The 19,525-nt window shown below is 45.4% G+C and carries 14 protein-coding genes; 4 read left to right on the top strand and 10 right to left on the bottom strand.

What is annotated here, in order from left to right; translation table 11 throughout:
- Positions 1–11 precede the first annotated feature (11 nt).
- Complete coding sequence (locus GJQ68_RS06740) at positions 12–701, bottom strand: response regulator transcription factor (protein WP_162416534.1); 690 nt, start codon at positions 699–701, stop codon at positions 12–14.
- Positions 698–2,413 carry a sensor histidine kinase gene (locus GJQ68_RS06735; protein WP_162416533.1) on the bottom strand — a complete coding sequence of 572 codons (1,716 nt, stop codon included), beginning with the start codon at positions 2,411–2,413 and terminating at the stop codon, positions 698–700. Before GJQ68_RS06735 ends, GJQ68_RS06740 begins: the two co-directional genes overlap by 4 nt.
- Before the next feature lie 188 nt (positions 2,414–2,601).
- Here GJQ68_RS06735 and lysA point away from each other — a divergent pair, with 188 nt between their 5' ends.
- The 3 genes from lysA (at position 2,602) to GJQ68_RS06720 (ending at position 6,092) form a co-directional block, all read left to right on the top strand.
- On the top strand, positions 2,602–3,834 hold the full coding sequence (gene lysA, locus GJQ68_RS06730) for a diaminopimelate decarboxylase (protein WP_162416532.1): 1,233 nt from the start codon (positions 2,602–2,604) through the stop codon (positions 3,832–3,834).
- A gap of 396 nt (positions 3,835–4,230) precedes the next feature.
- Positions 4,231–4,470 carry a hypothetical protein gene (locus GJQ68_RS06725; protein WP_162416531.1) on the top strand — a complete coding sequence of 80 codons (240 nt, stop codon included), beginning with the start codon at positions 4,231–4,233 and terminating at the stop codon, positions 4,468–4,470.
- 92 nt (positions 4,471–4,562) lie between these two features.
- Positions 4,563–6,092: a cryptochrome/photolyase family protein gene (locus GJQ68_RS06720; protein ID WP_162416530.1), complete on the top strand. Its 1,530-nt coding sequence runs from the start codon at positions 4,563–4,565 to the stop codon at positions 6,090–6,092.
- Between the two features lie 488 nt (positions 6,093–6,580).
- Here GJQ68_RS06720 and GJQ68_RS06715 read toward each other — a convergent pair whose 3' ends face one another.
- From GJQ68_RS06715 to htpG, 8 genes are all read right to left on the bottom strand, one after another.
- Positions 6,581–8,020 (bottom strand): aldehyde dehydrogenase family protein, encoded by a 1,440-nt coding sequence (locus GJQ68_RS06715; protein ID WP_235941150.1) that lies wholly within the window; start codon positions 8,018–8,020, stop codon positions 6,581–6,583.
- 257 nt (positions 8,021–8,277) lie between these two features.
- Positions 8,278–8,853: a precorrin-2 dehydrogenase/sirohydrochlorin ferrochelatase family protein gene (locus tag GJQ68_RS06710; protein WP_162340887.1), complete on the bottom strand. Its 576-nt coding sequence runs from the start codon at positions 8,851–8,853 to the stop codon at positions 8,278–8,280.
- Positions 8,846–9,637: a uroporphyrinogen-III C-methyltransferase gene (gene cobA, locus GJQ68_RS06705; RefSeq protein ID WP_162416529.1), complete on the bottom strand. Its 792-nt coding sequence runs from the start codon at positions 9,635–9,637 to the stop codon at positions 8,846–8,848. Before cobA ends, GJQ68_RS06710 begins: the two co-directional genes overlap by 8 nt.
- Positions 9,634–11,739: a HEPN domain-containing protein gene (locus GJQ68_RS06700; protein WP_162416528.1), complete on the bottom strand. Its 2,106-nt coding sequence runs from the start codon at positions 11,737–11,739 to the stop codon at positions 9,634–9,636. Before GJQ68_RS06700 ends, cobA begins: the two co-directional genes overlap by 4 nt.
- Before the next feature lie 37 nt (positions 11,740–11,776).
- The gene (locus GJQ68_RS06695; protein WP_162416527.1) at positions 11,777–12,502 is read right to left on the bottom strand and encodes a phosphoadenylyl-sulfate reductase; all 726 of its coding nucleotides are present in this window, start codon (positions 12,500–12,502) and stop codon (positions 11,777–11,779) included.
- A gap of 119 nt (positions 12,503–12,621) precedes the next feature.
- The gene (locus GJQ68_RS06690; RefSeq protein ID WP_162340891.1) at positions 12,622–13,038 is read right to left on the bottom strand and encodes an RrF2 family transcriptional regulator; all 417 of its coding nucleotides are present in this window, start codon (positions 13,036–13,038) and stop codon (positions 12,622–12,624) included.
- A 223-nt stretch (positions 13,039–13,261) separates the two neighbouring features.
- Complete coding sequence (locus GJQ68_RS06685) at positions 13,262–14,185, bottom strand: endonuclease/exonuclease/phosphatase family protein (protein ID WP_162416526.1); 924 nt, start codon at positions 14,183–14,185, stop codon at positions 13,262–13,264.
- Between the two features lie 688 nt (positions 14,186–14,873).
- Positions 14,874–16,757 (bottom strand): molecular chaperone HtpG, encoded by a 1,884-nt coding sequence (gene htpG, locus GJQ68_RS06680; RefSeq protein WP_162416525.1) that lies wholly within the window; start codon positions 16,755–16,757, stop codon positions 14,874–14,876.
- 232 nt (positions 16,758–16,989) lie between these two features.
- Between htpG and GJQ68_RS06675 the strand changes: the two genes are divergently transcribed.
- Complete coding sequence (locus GJQ68_RS06675; RefSeq protein WP_162416524.1) at positions 16,990–19,398, top strand: glycoside hydrolase family 95 protein; 2,409 nt, start codon at positions 16,990–16,992, stop codon at positions 19,396–19,398.
- Positions 19,399–19,525 lie beyond the last annotated feature (127 nt).

The following is a 19,525-nucleotide window of genomic DNA, read 5'->3' as shown; positions in this document are numbered from 1 at the left end:
GAGAAAAGATATCAGTTGGAAACCAACTTAAATCCCTCTCCATGCAAGGTAATAATCTGTACTCCGCCATCTGCTTTCAGCAATTTACGGATTTTACTTAGGTAGACATCCATGCTCCGGGCATTAAAATAGCTGTCATCTCCCCAAATTTGTTTGAGCGCAAAGGAGCGACTCACCGTTTCATTTAAGGAAGCGGCTAGCAGACGGAGGAGTTCGTTTTCCTTGGAGGTCAGTTTATGGAAACCTTCCGGCCCCTCCAGTTGCTGTTTGTCGTAGTGCAAAACAAAGGCTCCAAACGTATAGGTTTTCAAGGCCGTTTTTTCACCCTGGTTTTGGGTTCTTCGCAAAATGGCAGAAATCCTCATTAACAATTCCTCCATGCTAAACGGCTTGGTAATGTAATCATCTGCGCCTATGCGAAAGCCCTGGATCACATCTTCTTTTAGATTTTTGGCGGTCAGGTAAATAATGGGAACGTTCTCCTCTACTTTTCGGATTTCTTTTCCAAGGGTAAATCCATCCTTCTTGGGCATCATTACATCCAGGATGCACACCTGAAAATAATCCTTCTTGTACTTATTCCACCCCTCCTCGCCGTCCCGGCACAGGGTTACTTCAAAGCCCTTTACACCCAAATATTCTTTCAAAATTTCCCCCAGATTGGGATCATCTTCCACCAGTAAAATCTTCGTTTTGCTCATTGTTTTTTGGGTAAGTTGATCGTAAAAATGCTTCCCTGCCCCGGCTCACTTTCCACCTGAATACTGCCTTTGTGGGCTTCCACCATCGTTTTTACATAGGACAGTCCCAGACCAAAGCCCTTCACATCATGAATATTCCCGGTTGGAACCCGATAAAACTTATCAAATATTCGTTTCTGTGCTTCTTTGCTCATACCAATTCCCGTATCCCGAATTGCCAATGAATACCCCTCCTGTTTTTCTATCAGGGATACGTGTATCGAAGGCGCGTGATCGGAATACTTATTTGCATTGTCCAGTAAGTTATTGAGAATATTATTCATATGGAAGGCATCCGCCTCTAAGTAGCCACTTTGCACCTGATAATGGGTGGTAATCGACCCACCTCTTTTTTCTACCAGCAGTTCAAAATGCTTTTTAGCTTCTTCTACGGCATCTACCAGGTTAATGGATTTCATTTCCAGTTTGAAATCCTTTTTATCAAGGGCTGCGGCCTGTAGCACCTGCTCTACCTGTTGCCCCAAGCGGCTATTTTCGTCTTTGATAATTCCCAGATACCGGGACCGTATGGATGTTTGATTCAGAAGATCCGGGTCCTGAAGAGCCTCTATCGCCAAACTTACCGTGGAGATGGGGGTTTTGAACTCATGGGTCATGTTATTAATGAAATCATTCTTGATTTCAGAAATTTTCTTCTGCCTGATGATTACCTTGATGGCATAAACAAAACAACTAATAATAATCACCATAAACAGCAGGGAACTGGATAGCGGCAAAAATACCTGCCGCAACAGGTAGTTTTCCTTGGTGGGGAAGTAGATGACGAGAAAATTTTCGAGTCCTAACAGATCACTGGGGAAAAGCTCCGCCCGAATTCCCTGGGTCTTTAAAAAATCCAGATCAGCTACCTCTCCAATCCCTACGATTCGATTATTTCCATCAATAATGCCCAATTCAAAAGGCTGGTCGATGTTTCGGTTAAACAGTTGGTCCCTGACCTCCGATCGCACCATTGCTGTATCTAACCGGCCTAGAATATGCTGGTTTCCCTGCGACAATAATTGGTGGATGACCACCTCTACCAACTCAATTTTCATGTTGGCCTGCACAATCGTTTCGGCCACGTTCTGGGATACATTGAATTCCTCAATGATGAATTCCTGCCGGTTGCTGGCATATTGCCTTTTACTGATATAATTGTCTTTGTTGCTTAAAAACTCCAGATACCTTTCCTTTTCCTGAAGCAGAATGGCCAGTTCGTCGGGGGTAAAAAGCGTGGAAGCCACGGAGGGTGACATGTAAAAATATTTTTCAATTTGGCTGAAGCTTTTGGGCTCCCCCTCCTTGGAGGCGATCAATTTACGAAAAGTAGAAGAAATCTGAGGCAGGTTTTGGTCGAAAAGGGAATCCACCATGGAGGGGCGGTTTACGGCTACTTGACGGTGCCGGACCTGTACCTGAATGGGCTCGATCGGCTCTAACAGGGCTTTTTGAAACAAGGTGTCTCTGGCCAGGGAGCTGAGCAATATATCGCTGGCCTCACCTTTCTCCAATCTTTCGGAGGTCGAAGCCAATGCCTGAAAGACGTTTTGCTCGAAACGTTCTTCGTTGATCTTTAATACATTGCCGACCCAGTAAAACTGAAACCCAATTAATCCCAGACTGGCCAGGCTCATCAAAAAGACAATGATTTTAATACTGGTTTTTGACATGATACAAATTTAAACGATATCCATCAGGAAATCATTTCCTTAACCTTTTTTAACAGGGCACCACCTACTTGCTGCTATTGGTTGAATAACATGTCTGTTCTCCTCAAAATTCCCTGCTAAAACTGTCGCTCAAAATTGATTTTAAGTTTAAGTTGCTTTATCTATCTTTGCCAGCTAAATCAGAACCAATGGAAATCAACAACCAACGCTATTGCATTCAGGAAATTCCCTTGTTGGATATCGCCAATAAATACGGCACACCGGTGTATGTGTATGACGGAAATAAGATTTTGGCCCAGGTGGAATCACTCAAGCAGGCTTTTTCCGGGGTAAAGATGAAAATCAAGTATGCGACCAAGGCACTCTCCAATATTTCTATTCTTCAGCTGATGCGGAAAGCTGGTACGGGTGTGGATGCGGTTTCCGTTGAGGAAATTCAGCTTTGTCTTCATGCCGGATTTTCACCCGAAGAAATCATGTATACACCAAACGGTGTTGACTTTGAAGAAATCAAGCAGGCGGTGGAACTGGGTGTCATGGTAAACATTGACAACATACCCATGTTGGAACATTTCGGTACTGAATTCGGCCATCAGGTACCCTTATGCATCCGGCTTAATCCCCATATTCTGGCGGGAGGCAATTCCAAGATCTCGGTAGGACATATCGATAGCAAGTTTGGTATTTCGATCTTGCAATTAAAGCATGTGCTTAAAATTGTGCAGGCGTATGAGTTGAACGTCGTGGGCTTGCATGTGCATACTGGTTCGGATATATTGGATGCGGAAGTCTTTCTGAAAGGTGCTGAGATCCTGTTTGATGCTGCCCGGGAGTTTAAAGGGCTGGCATTTTTAGATTTTGGTGGCGGATTCAAGGTCGGTTACAAGGAGGGCGACATTACCACCGATATTCAGGAGGTGGGTAAAAAGGTTTCTGCTGCGTTTCGGGATTTTTGTAAGGAATATGGAACGGAACTGGAAATCTGGTTTGAGCCGGGCAAATTTCTGGTTAGCGAAAGCGGCTACCTACTGGTAAAAGCCAATGTGGTCAAGCCTACACCCGCGACTACTTTCGTTGGAGTGGATTCCGGGCTTAATCATTTGCTTCGTCCGATGATGTACGACGCCTATCACGGGGTGGTCAATATTTCCAAAATGGATGGTCCGGAAAGGGTATATACCATTGTAGGATATATTTGTGAAACGGACACCATCGCAGCAGACCGTAAACTCAAAGAAGTAAAAGAAGGAGATGTATTGGCCATAAAGAATGCCGGTGCTTACGGATATAGCATGGCCTCCAATTACAATTCCCGATACAGGCCTCCTGAAGTATTGGTTTTAGACGGTGCCGATTACCTCATTCGAAAGCGAGAAACTTTCGAAGACTTAATTAGAAACCAGACCATAATCGAATTTTAAAAAAAGTGGGTAAAAAAATTACCCACTTTTTTTATTAATTTTTTGGTATTTATTTCAAATTTCCAACTAGTAAATCCATTTTTCATCCGTCCAAAGAAAAAATGGTTTTTTGCCCAAAAAGCCATCGTTAAATAATTTTTCAGAGAATTTGTGAATTCGAATTTTATTCTATTATTTATAGAAATAAATCATGTTTGTAGTATTTCATTTAAAAGTATTCTAATTACATAAAATAATATTTCAAAAAACAAATTGCAAAAAAGATTTTATGTAAAACAGAAATCCAAGTTTAAAATGGAAATACTGGAAGGAAATGCCGGCCGGCAAGTGGGTCGGATACCTGGTATCCGAAAAATGAGGTAACAATAACAATTTAACTTTTAACATATCATAGAAATGATGGCGTCCAAAACAAAAGCGATTATGCAGATCCACCTGGACCAGAAAGATGCGCGCATTATAGGCGAGGACCTGCTGGAATACGCTGAGACTTTAAGCGAAGCGTTGGGCATGGACACCCTGAAAATCCAAAGGGAGATGCAATCTGGTGATTTAAACCATTTGATCATCACGTTCAACTATTATTTTGGAGATTACATTGAGCTGCTGGATTCCGATCACAGAATCAGTTCATAAAGGTATCCGGCTTACAGCTACTTTCATTTGAAACAAAACGTAAACAAAGGAGGAAAAAAGTTGCTTTATTTAAGAAGAAAATAAAGCAAAAAATGGAAAAAACAGTACGGCTTATTTTGGGGGATCAGCTAAATCAACAACACTCCTGGTTTGGGAAAAAGGAGGAGTCGGTGGTTTACCTGATGATGGAAATAAGACAGGAGACGGATTATGTAAAGCACCATGTACAAAAAGTATTGGCATTTTTTCAATCCATGCGAAACTTTGCTGATTGGTTGGAAAAGCAGGGACATCAAGTCATTTACCTGCCCATCGATCATAAAGAAAATCGGCAGCATCTGGAAGATAACATCCTGCATGTAGTCAAAAGCGAAAAGTTTAAGCGGTTTGAATACCAATTACCCGATGAGTACCGGCTTGACATACAGCTTCAAAAGATCTGTAAACAGCTAAACATCAAAACCAAAAGTTTTGATACCGAACATTTTTTAAGCGACAGGGAGTCGGTACAAACTTTTTTCTCGGGTAAGAAAACTTACCTGATGGAATCGTTTTACCGGTCCATGCGCGAAACGTTAGACATCCTGATGCATGGCCAAAAGCCGTTGGGAGGGAAATGGAATTACGACCAGGAAAACCGGAATAAATACCGGGAAGAGGTGCCGGTTCCCCCCTTACCGGCTTTTGGCCGGGATCTCAGCGAGCTTCTGAAAATCATTGAAAAGGCCGAAATAGAAACCCTCGGAACCGTGGACCCTAAAAATTTTCCCTGGCCCTGCTCCCGGGAGGAATCGGTTACCTTGTTGGAATCCTTCCTGGAGGATTTATTGCCCCATTTTGGGTCGTATCAGGATGCCATGCATAGCGGAGAGCCTTTTCTTTTTCATAGCCGGCTCAGTTTTGCACTGAACAGCAAGATGCTCCATCCACTGGAAGTGATTCAGAAAGCGGAAAGCTGCCTGCAGAAAAACCCGGAAAAATACGGAATGGCTCAGGTGGAAGGCTTTATCCGGCAAATTCTGGGTTGGCGGGAGTTTATGCGGGGAGTCTACTGGGCAAAGATGCCGGATTATGCCCAAATGAACTTCTTTGGCCACAAAAGACCCCTACCCTCCTTTTTTTGGAATGGAAACACCAAAATGAATTGCCTGAAACATGCCATCGGCCAATCCCTGGAGCATGCCTATGCCCACCACATACAGCGGCTGATGGTTACCGGAAATTTTGCCTTGCTGGCCGGAATTGATCCGGATGAGGTGGATCAGTGGTACCTGGGCATATATGTAGATGCCATTGAATGGGTGGAAATCACCAATACACGGGGCATGAGTCAGTTTGCTGATGGAGGTATCGTGGGCACCAAGCCCTATGTTTCCTCTGCCAATTATATCGACAAAATGAGCAACTATTGCGGTTCCTGCCATTATTCCAAAACCAAAAAAACAGGGGATAAGGCATGCCCTTTCAACAGTTTGTATTGGGCCTTTTACGAGCGAAACCGGGAAAAACTGGAAAATAATCCCCGAATCGGCTTCGTGTACAACACCCTCTCGAAAATGAAGCAAAAGGATGAAATCCTGGAACAGGCGGAAAGTTATTTGGAGAGGCTGGAGGAGCTTTAAGAGGTTCTAGACTTATTTTTGGTTGAAAAGTTTAAAACCATATAAGGAATATAAGAACATTTAAGGAACGCGCTCCTCGGAATTTATAATTCCGTGGTTCAGATTAAGGGGATTTGTAATCCCCGGGAGCCGTCCATTTATCAATGTTTAACTAAGGGATCCGTGATAGATCCAAATTTGGTCACGAAAACAGGATTTCAAATCCTGTTTATCTGGAGTTTGACATTGTAAATGTCGAACAGCGGAGCTTCGCCGAATTTGTAATCCCCGGTAGGGTCCATCTATCTGTGCTAATCTGCGATGCCATTTTTCACCACAGACTCGCACCGATTTTCACAATTTTTTTTCAGATTTGGGGTGCCCTGAAAAGCTACTCTATCTTGTGATTTAGATCTTTATTTAACCATTTTTTGTGTGCCATCGGTGGTGCAACCTTTTAATGAGATTCGCTACACACCCCTACTATTTGTTTATTTTAAGCCATTCCGTTACAGCCAGCGCATTAGAAACTGGGTGATTTTCTTTTCCTTTAAGCCATAGGGAGGGTACAACACACGAAGTGCCGTCCGGCCGGATCTCTGCTTCAAAACGGCCTTTTCATTGGAAAAAGCAAGGAAACCATACTTACCATGGGCCTTTCCCAGGCCACTTTGTCCCACTCCACCAAAAGGAAGGCCGGGATGACCAAATTGGACCGCGCAATCATTGACGACCACGGTACCCGAACTCGTGTGGGTGGAAACATGATCGGTTAAATGAGGTTCCTCGGAAAATAGATACAGGGCCAGTGGCTTTGGCTGGGCACTGACCATGGCAATCGCCTCGTCGATGTTTCTATAGGTGAAAAGAGGCAAAATCGGACCAAAAATCTCCTCTTCCATTAGCTTCATTCCGGTAGTTACCCCCTCAAGGAGGGTAGGTTCCATATACCGTTCTTCTTCATTTACCGTCCCACCTACGATAATCGTGGCGCCGCCAACCAAGGCCTCAGTCAAAAGCGACTGAAGCCGATTCAGGTGACCGATATTGATTAACCTACCGTAATCCGGATTGGCAATAATCCCTTTGTCTCTGGGGTTGTAGAGCTCATTTATTTTTTGCTTCAGCAAGGAAATCAAGTCTTCTTTATCTGTCTCGTGAACGAGCAGGTAATCCGGTGCCAGGCAGGTTTGCCCGCAATTAATAAGCTTCCCCCAAACGATCCGCTCCGCTGCCTTTTCCAGGTCCACCCCTTTGTCCACGATCACGGGGGATTTTCCTCCCAACTCCAGGGTTACGCTACTCAGATGCTGAGCGGCTGCTTCCATCACCTTTTTACCTACTTTCGGACTGCCCGTAAAAAATACATGGTCGAAAGGCTTTTGCAACAATTTTTGCGCCAGGTCTACCCCACCGGTAAGCACCGTCACTTGTTCCCTTCCGTACAACGCTCCGACCATCTTTTCAAGCAAAGCGGCGGTGTGTGGAGCCATTTCAGAGGGCTTGAGCATGACCGTGCAACCTGCAGCGATTGCTGAAACCATAGGACCTACGGATAAATTGAAGGGGTAGTTCCAGGGGGAAAGAATAAGTGCCGTTCCCTTAGGTTCGACCTGCACATAAGACTTGCTTCCCAGCAGGGAGAAGGGAGTTTTTACTTTTTCCGGTTTTGCCCATTTGGGTAAATTACGGAGGGCATGCTGTATTTCAGACAAGACCACGTATATCTCCGTAATGGCTGCCTCTGTCCCGGATTTTTTAAGATCCTGATATAGAGCCTCCTTTATCCATTTTTGGTTGGACTTGATCCAGTCCTTTAAGGCCTCCAATCGGTCAATTCTGTACTGAAGCGGAGCGGCCCTGTTCCTCAATCCAGCTTTACGCTGAAGCACAAACGATTCTTCCATCCAGGTATCGCTGACTTCATGAATTTCATTTCCCATCACCATTTTGACACTCTTTTAGCCCCTTATTTTACAAGATAAGAAAAAAAAGCGTCGGTATTGAATCTAAATAACCAAATAAAGCGTATATTAACGTGTAAAATAAACAATTAAAAAAATGCAATGGAGTATAGATGCGTTTTTTCAGCCCTATCCGGGCTTGAATGAAAACGAAAAATTGAGAGTAATTAAGACCTACATTGAAAACTTAAAAAATGAACGTAAAAAAAGGGGCTGAACGCCCCTTTTTTTGTTTCTATGAATTAGTCCTTTTTTATAAGCCCTTCTGTTAGTTTATTCAAGGCCTCTACTTTGTATTCAAAATCTCCTTTTAAGGTATCTCTATACTTGTTAATGTTTTCTACCATCTCGTTGATGTCTTCCGGGATGATTTCCTCTAACATCTGCCGCAGCCTCTTGGCAGTAGTAGGGCTTTTGCCATTGGTGCTGATGGCGATTTTTACATTACCCTTCGTCACTATTCCACCCAGGTAAAAGTCACAATATTCCGGCGTATCAGCCACATTGACCAGTAAATACCTTTCTTTGGCATCCTTGTAGATCGTTTTATTGACCTCGGGAAAATTGGTCGCAGCGATCACCATGTGTTTTTGCTCCAGGTAGCGGGAATGGTAAGCATCCTGTATCAACCGAATCCGGGGATTGTCTCGGGCGATTTCACGGATTTCGTCCGAAATCTCCACGGATACCACTGTGACGGTGGCATGGGGACTGGACTTAAGCAAAAAGGTGAGCTTTTCAAGCCCTACAAATCCCGCACCTACCAAGAGTGTTTCCAATTGGTGAACTTTCAAAAAAACAGGATACAATTCATTCATTGTGTAAAGAAATCAGTTTATGCTCACAAAGTACCTCCTCGTAAACCGCTTTTAATTGGGGACTTTCCCGGACCACTTCACCGATGATAATGATCGCTGGGGCACCCACCTTTTGCTTGCTGGCTTTGTCCAGAATGTCCCCCATGGTACCGGCTACTACCTTTTCCTCCACGGTAGTTCCCCGTTCAATAATGGCAATGGGTTTGTCTACCAAGCCCTGAGCCTCGTATATTCCTACTATTTCTGTCAGTTTTTTCGTTCCCATCAACAACACCACGGTCGCTTTTGAGCGGCTGGCCAACTTCAGGTCATGAGATAGCTCGCCGCTACTGGTAGTGCCCGTGATCACCCAATAACTCTCAGAAACTCCTCGTTTGGTAACCGGAATTCCCGCAGCAGCAGGGACGGCTACCGTGGACGAAATGCCAGGAACCACATCCGTGCTGATCCCGAATTGATGGATGTAATCCAATTCCTCGGCTCCTCTGCCAAATACGAACGGATCGCCCCCTTTCAGACGGACCACGTGACCGTATTCCTGAGCATAGCGCACACAAAGCCGGTTGGTATCTTCCTGTGGGTTTTTGAGACTGCCATGCCTCTTCCCTACAAATACCTTCAGTGCCTTGTCCGGAGCATGATTTAACAACGAACGGTCAATCAATGCATCAAACAGCACCACATCGGCTTTGTTTAGTGCCAAGACCCCTTTCAGGGTAATCAATTCCGGATCTCCCGGTCCGGCACCTACCAATGTCACTCTTGGTCTGACCTCATTCCTCATGCATGTACTTCTTTTGATCTGAATTCGCTAATCGCCTCAAATACTTTTTCCGCAGTTTGATAGTATGCAGCGGCAAACGCTTCGGTAGGCGGATTTTGTTTGATTTGATACACCAGCTCTGCAAAGGGTTTACCCAGGTTAATTTTTCCGCTGGCAATAAACTGATTTTCAAATTCAGAAACAATGCTGGCGTAACTATTGGTATTTACGCCCTCCGCTGTCAAAATGGCTTTGGCGGCATTTACCATGCTCGTGTAGGACTGGTAAATCCCATCAGCCCATTTTTCGGCTTTCAAACTATCCTCCGAGTCGGCCAGCTTTTCCCTGGCTTCCAACAATAAGGTGGAAACCAAGTCAATCACCACACCGGCACATTCACCCACACCAATCGCTTTGACATAGGGCTCCTCATTGCCCCAATCGATGAAATCCGACTCGGTAATGTTGTCTGTTCCCGCAAGGGGCTTGAGTAATTCGTAGAAATACATTTGTCCTTTTCGCTCGTAGTAGGAAGCGTAATTCTCTGCTTTCTCCCCCTGGGATTTGTAATCGTCCAGAAGGATTCGCAAGGCCTGAGGACCTCTTTTACTCGGGATTTTGATCACCTTGTCTGAGAAACGGCCTTTCCCGTCACCAAAAGTGGCACCGCCCAGCAATACCTGCAAAGCGGGCAAAACAGACTTACCGGCTTTCATGGACATACCCTGAAATCCGATCGAAGCCATATTGTGCTGCCCACATGCATTCATACATCCGGAAATCTTAATCGTTAGGTGTTTGTCCAGCAAAAATTCCGGGTACTCGTCCAGAATTACTTTCCCCATTACATCGGCAGCACCGGTACTACTGGCAATTCCCAGGTTACAGGTATCCGTACCGGGGCAAGCCGTAATGTCGCCTATGGAATTATAACCATAGTCGGAAAGCCCCAGTTTTTTAAGCTCCTGGTAAAAGAAAGGTAGCAATTCCTCTTTCACGTCCCGGATCAGAAAATTCTGTCGCAGGGTGAACCGCAATTCGTCATTGGCAAAGTCCTTAACGAGCTTTGCCAACTGACGGGCCTCTTTGGTATAAAAATCTCCTAAATGGATTTTTACCCCTACCGCAAAATAGCCCGGCTGCTTTTGAGGCAGTACGTTCGTTAGCTTCCATCGTTTGTAATTTTCATCCGCAGGAACAGTAAACTCGGGCAAAGCCGGGTCCGGCAAGGATTTGGATGCCTCAAATTCGGTCACATCAATCGGATACGATTGATGCTGCAAGGCAGTTTGTTCTTCCGCCACCAATGCCAAAAACTCCTCAACCCCCAATTTATTGATGAGAAATTTCATTCGGGCTTTCATCCGCTTGGCTCTTTCACCATGTCGGTCAAAAACGCGAACCACTCCCTCGATAAACGGAATCAGTTGGTCGGTAGGCAAAAACGCATGCACCACATCTCCGTGCCGGGGCTGAGAGCCCAATCCGCCGCCCAGAAGGACTTTAAATCCCCGTTCTTCCACGCCATTTTCTCCTGTTCTCACTTTAGCAATGAAACCAAGGTCATGCAGGTAAGAGAGTGCGGTATCTTCCTCACTGGAAGAAAAGCTTATCTTAAATTTCCTCCCCATTTCCTGAGAGATGGGATTACGCAACATGTACCGGAAGGTAGCATCCGCATAGGGCGTTACATCAAATGGCTCCGCAGGATCAATTCCCGCTGTTTCTGAAGCTGTCACGTTCCGTACGGTATTACCACAAGCTTCGCGTATGGTGACATCATCCTTTTCCAGTTCGGACCAAAGCTCAGGTGTCCTGTCCAGACTGACATAGTGAATTTGAATGTCCTGACGTGTCGTAATGTGAAGCCTGCCGGTAGAATATTTCTCGGAGACATCACAGATTCGGTTGAGCTGTGAGGATGTCACCCGGCCAAATGGAAGTTTGATCCGGATCATTTGCACGCCTTCCTGCCGTTGTCCGTACACTCCCCGGGCTAATCGTAGGCTTCTGAATTTTTCTTCGTCTATTTTTCCGTTGCGAAAAAGGTTGATTTTATCGGCTAATTCGACGATGTCTTTTTCTACAACTGGATTTTCTATTTCGGTTCTGAAACTTTGCATGGTACTAATTTTTCGGTTTTTAACCTTTTAAAGTTGATTAGGATTTGTTGGTCAACTGACCCGGCTCGTGGAGTCCGCATTCCTTATGAGAAGCCTCCCACCACCAGCGACCGGCTCGTGGATCCTCTCCCGGAGAAATGGCCCGGGTACAGGGAGCACATCCAATGCTGACGAAGCCCTTGTCATGTAAGGGATTATAAGGGATCTTATGCTCATTGATATAATCCAGCATTTGATCCATGGTCCAGTGCAGCAAGGGGTTGTATTTCAGGATTTGATTCCCTTCATCCCATTCCAATAAGGGCATCCCCTTCCGGTTAGCACTTTGGCTGGCCCGAAGACCGGTAACCCAAACACGGTTCCCTTTCAGGGCACGCTTAAGGGGCTCTACCTTGCGTACGAAACAACATGCCTTCCTATTCGCTACGGACTGGTAAAAACCATTGATGCCATTTTTGTTGACCAGGTCCTGGACAGCCTCCGTCTCCGGGTAATAAGGCTGAATATCCAATCCGTACTTAACGATGGTTTTGGCCAGCAAATCATAGGTCTCATAGAAAAGCCTGCCGGTGTCCAGCGTGAAAATTTTGACTGGCAACTGGTGTTTGGCAATGATTTCGGTAATCACCTGATCTTCCTGGCCTAGCGAGGTGGAAAAAACCACTTCTCCGGGAAAGAGATCAGTCAATAAAGTCAAACCCTCTGCAACAGGCAATTTTTCTACTCGCCGGGTCAGTTCCTTCATTTCGTTCGCTTCAATCATGGTGTTTCGGTTTTAATCTAAGGGTTGCCCCTCCGGTCGTGCTATCTGCTTCTTACACAGGGCTGCAAATACAAAAGTACATAAAACCTACAAATTATATAGAGTAAATGGAAAAAAATTTACTCGTTAGATAAAATATCCTGCAAGGTCTTCATTTCCAATATTTTGAGCGTTTCATCCCGCACCTCTATCATCACCTTATTCAGGCCACATTGCTCCTGATTTTCGCATTCTTCGCAGGGTTCGTAATAATTGAGACTCACACAGGGTAGCAAGGCAATCGGACCATCCAGCAATCGGATGATGCGTGAAAGGGGAATTTCTTTCGGCTCTTTGATAAGGTAATATCCCCCACCTTTTCCCTTTTTACTTCCCAAAAAACCGGCTTTTTTCAGTTCCAGCAGGATATTTTCTAAAAATTTATGGGATATATTGTGAAATTCTGAAATCTCCTGAATTAAAATGGCCCCCTGATCTTTGTTTTTTCCCAGATAAGTCAGGGCGTGAAAAGCGTATTTGGTCTTTTTTGAAAGCATGCGTCGTGCAAAAATGGTTGTATTGATTAAAGATAATTACTTTCGGTAAAAATGAGCAGTTTATCGGATGATTTATGAAAAAAGAGGGGATCTTATGGAATTTAATCCTTCCAGTATGGTATAAGACCGGATGATGGATAATTTCCAATGGAGGTAAAAAGGTAGGTATTTTTTTACATTGAATCAGGCGATTATAGTTTGGATTCACACGTTTTAAAAAAGATTATTTCAGAGAAAAGGTGGTCACCACAAATCCATGGTCCGAAGGGTAGGTAATTTCCTTGTGGTTAATCCGAAGGGTTTCACCAAAATAGGCCATGTAGGAGGTAGAAGCCAACGGTTTTAAATCCCCTTTATAAAAAATGTAATCGATGCGGTGGGAGTCCATTTTTCCCTTTACATCCCAGGTGATACCTGGATGCCAGATGGGATTGGGATGCACTTCCCGAAACGAATCCCTAAAGCCCATATCCGCCAATACCTTTGTTGCATACCAGGGTACCACCAGTCCATTATGGCGCACCTTGGTTTCCTCGTTCCAGTCAAGGTGGGAGGGGGAATTCATGTCACCACCCAAAATCATGGGAATCGAATCGGTGGCAGCAGCGTATTTTTCGAGGTAGGGCAGCACGTTTTGAATCATTTCGGTACGTTTGCCTGCGGCTTCCCAGGCCAGCAGTTCTTCGACCGATTTTCCCATCTGCTCCGGTGCATCCTCCCAGGGCAAATAGTAAAACCAGTTGGAAAAAACGTTTATTTTTTCCCCATCGACCAAGACTTCCCGGCCTCCCAGATAAAACGGATAGCCGGTATCGATTCGCTCCCCAAAGGGGTATTTGGAATAGATGGAAAGGTTGACGCTTTCGTCATCCGGGTCGGTCCCCTCAGGTGCGATCAGATGAAAATGATACCCTAAGGTCTCCGCTATATGGGGTCCGGAGCCATAGGTTTCCACCATGAGTATCAGGTCCGGGTCAATCTCCCGGATGATGTCTATCACCCGGGCGGGGCCATCGGGAAGATCGTTTCCGCCGTGCAAAATGTTCCAGGCCATCACCTTCAGCGTCCTTGTATCGGATTGCGCCCAGGCATCGGTTTGCATAAGTAAAACAGCGGCAAGGCAGGCAAACAGTACAATTCGTTTCATCGGGTTACGTTCAGAAATGGTGGATGCAATAGGCCGCTCATTTTGATGAAAAGCGGCCGCTTGTAAATATACACATGTTATCTGTTCCGGCCAATCGCTGTTTTTTTAATTTCATCCTGGCGGCAAGGGGAATTGGATATCGTTCGGATTTCCATGCACGATAGTACCCCTGGCTAATCCTAAATTCCTGAAACAAATCGCATTAATATAAACGAATCTAAAAGCTCAACTTGAACTAATTCCCTCCGCGGCGGAGGGATTTGGATTCCTGTAGATTGCAGTTCAAATATTGCCTGCTAGTTGCCGCAGCCCGTCTCAAGGGCACCAATTCAGCTTTAAAATGGCATTTCAGCAAATCCCCCTTTTAAGGGGGCGAGGGGGATTTTTTCGAGAATGTAAATTTGTGGTAGGACTAACAATGAATAAAATTTAAACCTGTAAACTTTTTTCAGGACGAGTCAGAACATTGGTAATAAATCCCCCCTGCCCCCTTGGTAAGGGGGATTTGGGTACGTACGGATTTATGGTTAGGGTATTACCGTGAGACTTTCTAAGCCCGTTGAAATGGCACCAATTCAGCTTTATGCTGCCATTCAGCAACTCCAATCTTTCTACGATCGACGTGTAAACAAAAAAGGGAAAGCAAGGCACTGTCCCCGCTTTCCCTTTCTACGAATATATTCTTCGCTCAGATCAACTCCACACTTCGTTTAACAAATGCGGTCAGTTCTTTGCCCGTTAAGAGTCCCTGAGACAACAAGGCCAAATCAAAGGCCTGTTTGGCGAGGCGTTCCTGTTCGGCGGCATCTTCCGATTTCAAAATCCGATCGATCACCGGATGGTTTCCGTTCACGCCTACCTTGTAATTATCCGGCATGGCACCATAAAAGCCCATTCCTCCGCCGTTTTTCGCCATGTCCTTCATGCGTCTCATGAATTCATCCATGGTGACCGTCACCGGCAATTCTTCGGGGCTGGAACCTTCTACCTCCACATTATAGGTCTGGCTTCCAATGGCTTTTTCAAATATTTCCTTGACCTTTTTGGACTGCTCATCAGTCAGCAGGTTTTCATATCCTCCTTCTTTATCAATCAACTTGTCCACTACATCGGCATCCACCCGCTTAAGGCTGGCGTTTTCCAACTTTCCTTCCAGGTTTTGGATAAAATGACTGTCTATGGGAGAATCCATCAAGAGCACATCGTAGTCTTTTTTATTTGCCGATTGGATAAAGGTATCTTGTTTGTCGGCATCGGTAGCATACAGGTACACCACCTTCTCATCTTTCCCGGTTTGATAGGGTTTAACCTTTTCCTGGTATTCATCCAGAGTAAAATGCTCCCCGTTAGTATTGGTGAGCAGGGCAAAGTCTTTGCCCTTTTCGTAAAATTTGTCCTCTGAGATCATCCCGTACTTCACAAAAAGGCCGATGTCCTTCCACTTTTCTTCGTAAACCTTCCGGTCTTTTTTGAATAATTCGCCCAGCTTATCGGCTACCTTTTTGGTGATGTAATTGTTGATTTTCTTAACGTTGCTATCCGACTGCAGGAAGCTTCGGGAAACATTCAACGGAATGTCTGGAGAATCGATTACCCCGTGCAATAGCATCAGGAATTCCGGCACGATATCTTTTACCTCATCGGTGATAAATACCTGCCGGCTAAATAGTTTGATTTTATTTCGCTGCAGATCAAAGTCGTTCTTGACCTTAGGGAAATAGAGAACGCCGGTCAGGTTAAAGGGGTAGTCCACATTCAGGTGGATCCAGAAAAGCGGATCCTCACTCATGGGATACAACTCCTTGTAGAATTTCAGGTAATCCTCGTCTGTTAACTCGCTTGGAGCCTGTGTCCAGATTGGGTTGGTGGTATTGATAATATTATCCACCTCTACCGATTTCCACTTTTTCTCCCCTTTATCATCTACCCCGTCTTCTACACTTTCGGTTTTGGTTTCAAAGCGGATAGGCACGGGAAGGAACTTGGCGTATTTGTCCAGGATTTCCTGCAGCTTCCACTTGTCCAGAAACTCCTCGGACTCGCTGTTGATATGTAGGATTACATCCGTTCCACGGTCGGTTTTGTCGCCGGGGCTGATTTCAAATTCTGTACTGCCATCACAAACCCACTTGGCCGGCTCCGCCCCTTCCTCGCGGGAGAGGGAATGGATTTCTACCGTGTCGGCCACCATAAAGGCAGAGTAAAAGCCCAGACCGAACTTACCAATGATCTCATTGGCATCCTTAGCATCTTTGAACTTCTCCACAAATTCGGATGCGCCGGAGAAGGCTATCTGGTTGATGTATTTTTTGATCTCCTCAGCAGTCATGCCCAGGCCCCTATCCGATACGGTAATGGTCTTTTTCTCCTTGTCAAAGCTGACATCGATGGTCAGATCCCCCAGTTCTCCTTTGTAATCCCCTAAAGCGGCCATCCTTTTGATTTTCTGCGTGGCATCCACCGCATTGGACACTAGTTCCCTGAGAAAAATTTCATTATCCGAATAGAGAAACTTCTTGATAATGGGGAAAATATTTTCGGTATGAATCGAAATGGTACCTTTTTCCTGCATGGTATTTTTTATTTTTATGTAAACAAAGTCCTTATTGTATTCTTGCCTTGTTCAAGTCTTGTTCCAAATTTATTTTCGTGTCAAATTGTCAGTCTCCGGTCAGGGTTAATTAATGCAATATTCATCCGCAGGATGCGTCAAAAGAATTCTTTTCCAAGGTTTCAGTTTAGTGATTTCCTTAAACAATTCAGAATATTTTGGTATTATGCAAAATTATTAAATCTAACCCAAAATGCGACATCAGCTCCTGCTTCTATTTATCACCATCTCACCGTTTGCTGGCCACTGCCAAATCACAGGCCATAGCGAAAGCCCATCCCAAAAGATGGAACTTTGGTATACTTCCCCTGCCGACGCATGGCTGGAAGCTCTTCCCATTGGCAATGGGAGATTAGGAGCCATGGTATATGGAGGGGTGCAACATGAGCAAATTCAACTTAATGAGGAAAGCCTTTGGGCCGGCATGCCAGAGGACCCCTACCCTGAAGATGTGCGCCAGCATTATGCTGAATTTCAGCGGTTAAATCTGGAAGGAAACTATCAAGAGGCCCTGGACTACGCCATGGAAAACCTGGCCGTCTCCCCTACCTCCATACGGTCCTATGAGCCTTTAGGTGAATTGCATATATCATTCGACCATCAAAAATCATTGGATCATTACCGAAGGTCACTTGATATGGAGACGGGCCTGGTCACGGCTACTTATTCCATCGCAGGGAAAAGGTACCGCAGAGAGGCTTTTTCCTCCAACAAATACAATGTCATTTTTTACCGCTTTGAGAGCCTGGATGGAGCGCCGGTAAGCAGCACGATTCGTTTTGAACGGAAGAAAGACATTGTCCAACACATCGGAGAAGAAGAAATTCTTTTCGTAGACGGACAGGTATTTGATGATCCCAATGGGTACGATGATAACGTGGGCGGTTCCGGAACACCGGGGCATCACATGAAGTTTTCCTCCCAAATCGCAGCTGTTTTGGATAATGGAACGATACGCGGAAATGAAAAAACGTTTACCATCGAAAACAGTACTGGGTATACCCTGATCCTAAGTGCAGCAACGGATTATAATGTAGCAAAGCTGAATTTTGACAGAAACATAAACGCCAAAGCGACTGCGTTACAGCTACTGGAAGAAGCAAAAGCAACACGGTACGAGACAGCCCGGGAAATGCATGTTTCTGAGCACCGTGACATGTTTAACCGGGTTACGCTTTCCTTAGGCAGCCCGCATCGGGACATCCTTCCGACCGACAAGCGGCTGGAACAAGTGCGGGAAGGTACGAATGACAACCACATCACAGAACTGTTTTTTCAATACGGAAGGTACCTCCTGATGGGAAGTTCTGTCAACAGGGCCGTTCTTCCTGCCAACTTACAGGGCATCTGGAACAAGGAAATGTGGGCTCCCTGGGAATCGGATTTTCACCTGAACATTAATTTACAGATGAATTACTGGCCTGCCGACCTGACCAATTTATCCGAGGCTTTTGTTCCCCTGTCCCATTTTATGGTAAAATTGGCGGAAAAAGGAAGCACTACCGCAAAAAATTTTATTGGCTCCTCTGGCTGGATGGCCCATCACGTAAGCAATCCGTTTGGAAGGACTACGCCATCGGGCTCGACCAAGGAATCTCAGGTCACCAACGGTTATTCCAACCCCCTGGCAGGTGCCTGGATGTCCCTTTCCTTATGGAGGCATTATGAATTTACCCAGGATCGAGATTATTTAAAAGAAACGGCCTACCCGGTGATTGCCGGTGCTGCCCGGTTTATTCTGGACTTCCTGAAGGAGAATGAAAAAGGCGAATTGGTCACGTCTCCTTCCTACTCACCGGAGAACGCCTATATCGATCCAACTACCGGTAAGCCCACGAGAAACACCACGGCTGCCAGCATGGACATCCAAATAATAAATGACATCTTTAAGGCCTGCCTGGAAGCAGAGGAAATCCTGGGAGCGCAGCAATTGACAGCGGAAATAGAAAAAGCTACCACTAAATTACCCCCAATAAAAATTGGCAAAGACGGCACCCTTCAGGAATGGTACGAGGACTATGAAGAGGCGGAGCCGGGCCACCGGCACATGTCTCACTTGTATGCCTTGTACCCGTCCAATCAAATCACTGCAGCAACACCCGAATTGTTCCAGGCTGCGGAAAAAACCATCGAAAGGCGACTGGCCTTCGGTGGCGGCGGACAAACCGGCTGGAGCAGGGCATGGATTATCAATTTTTATGCGCGTTTACAGCAGGGAGACGAGGCCCTGGATCACATCCACCAAATGATGGCCACCCAACTGGCTCCCAATATGTTTGATCTGCTCGGAAAGATTTTCCAGATTGAGGGCAACTTTGGGGCCACAGCAGGCATTGCCGAAATGCTTTTACAGTCACATGAGGAAGGAATCATCCGCTTATTACCCGCACTGCCCGAGGCATGGTCCAGGGGCCAGGTAACCGGACTGAAAGCACGAGGGAATTTTGAGGTAGGTATGGAATGGGAAAACGGTAACCTTAAAAAAGCAACTATTCTGGCACTGAGCGGGGGCAAAACCAAGGTGCTTTATAGGGGTAGGGAATGGCTTATAGACCTACAAGAAGGGGAGTCGGAGTCACTCTTTCCGGATTCGAGTAGGTAGGGGTAAAGGCAAGGTACTATCCCTTTTCATCCATTTACAAAAAAGTTAATCCAAGCTTCTTATTTAGCCCCTGTTCAAAAATTCGTATCAAAGTCGATAGTTGTATATTAGCTCTTCCATTTTCAAG

Source organism: Cyclobacterium roseum (assembly GCF_010119225.1).
Taxonomy (GTDB): Bacteria; Bacteroidota; Bacteroidia; order Cytophagales; family Cyclobacteriaceae; genus Cyclobacterium; species Cyclobacterium roseum.
The sequence above is the reverse complement of the archived record's forward strand: the minus strand, read 5'-3'. Positions and strand labels throughout refer to the sequence as shown.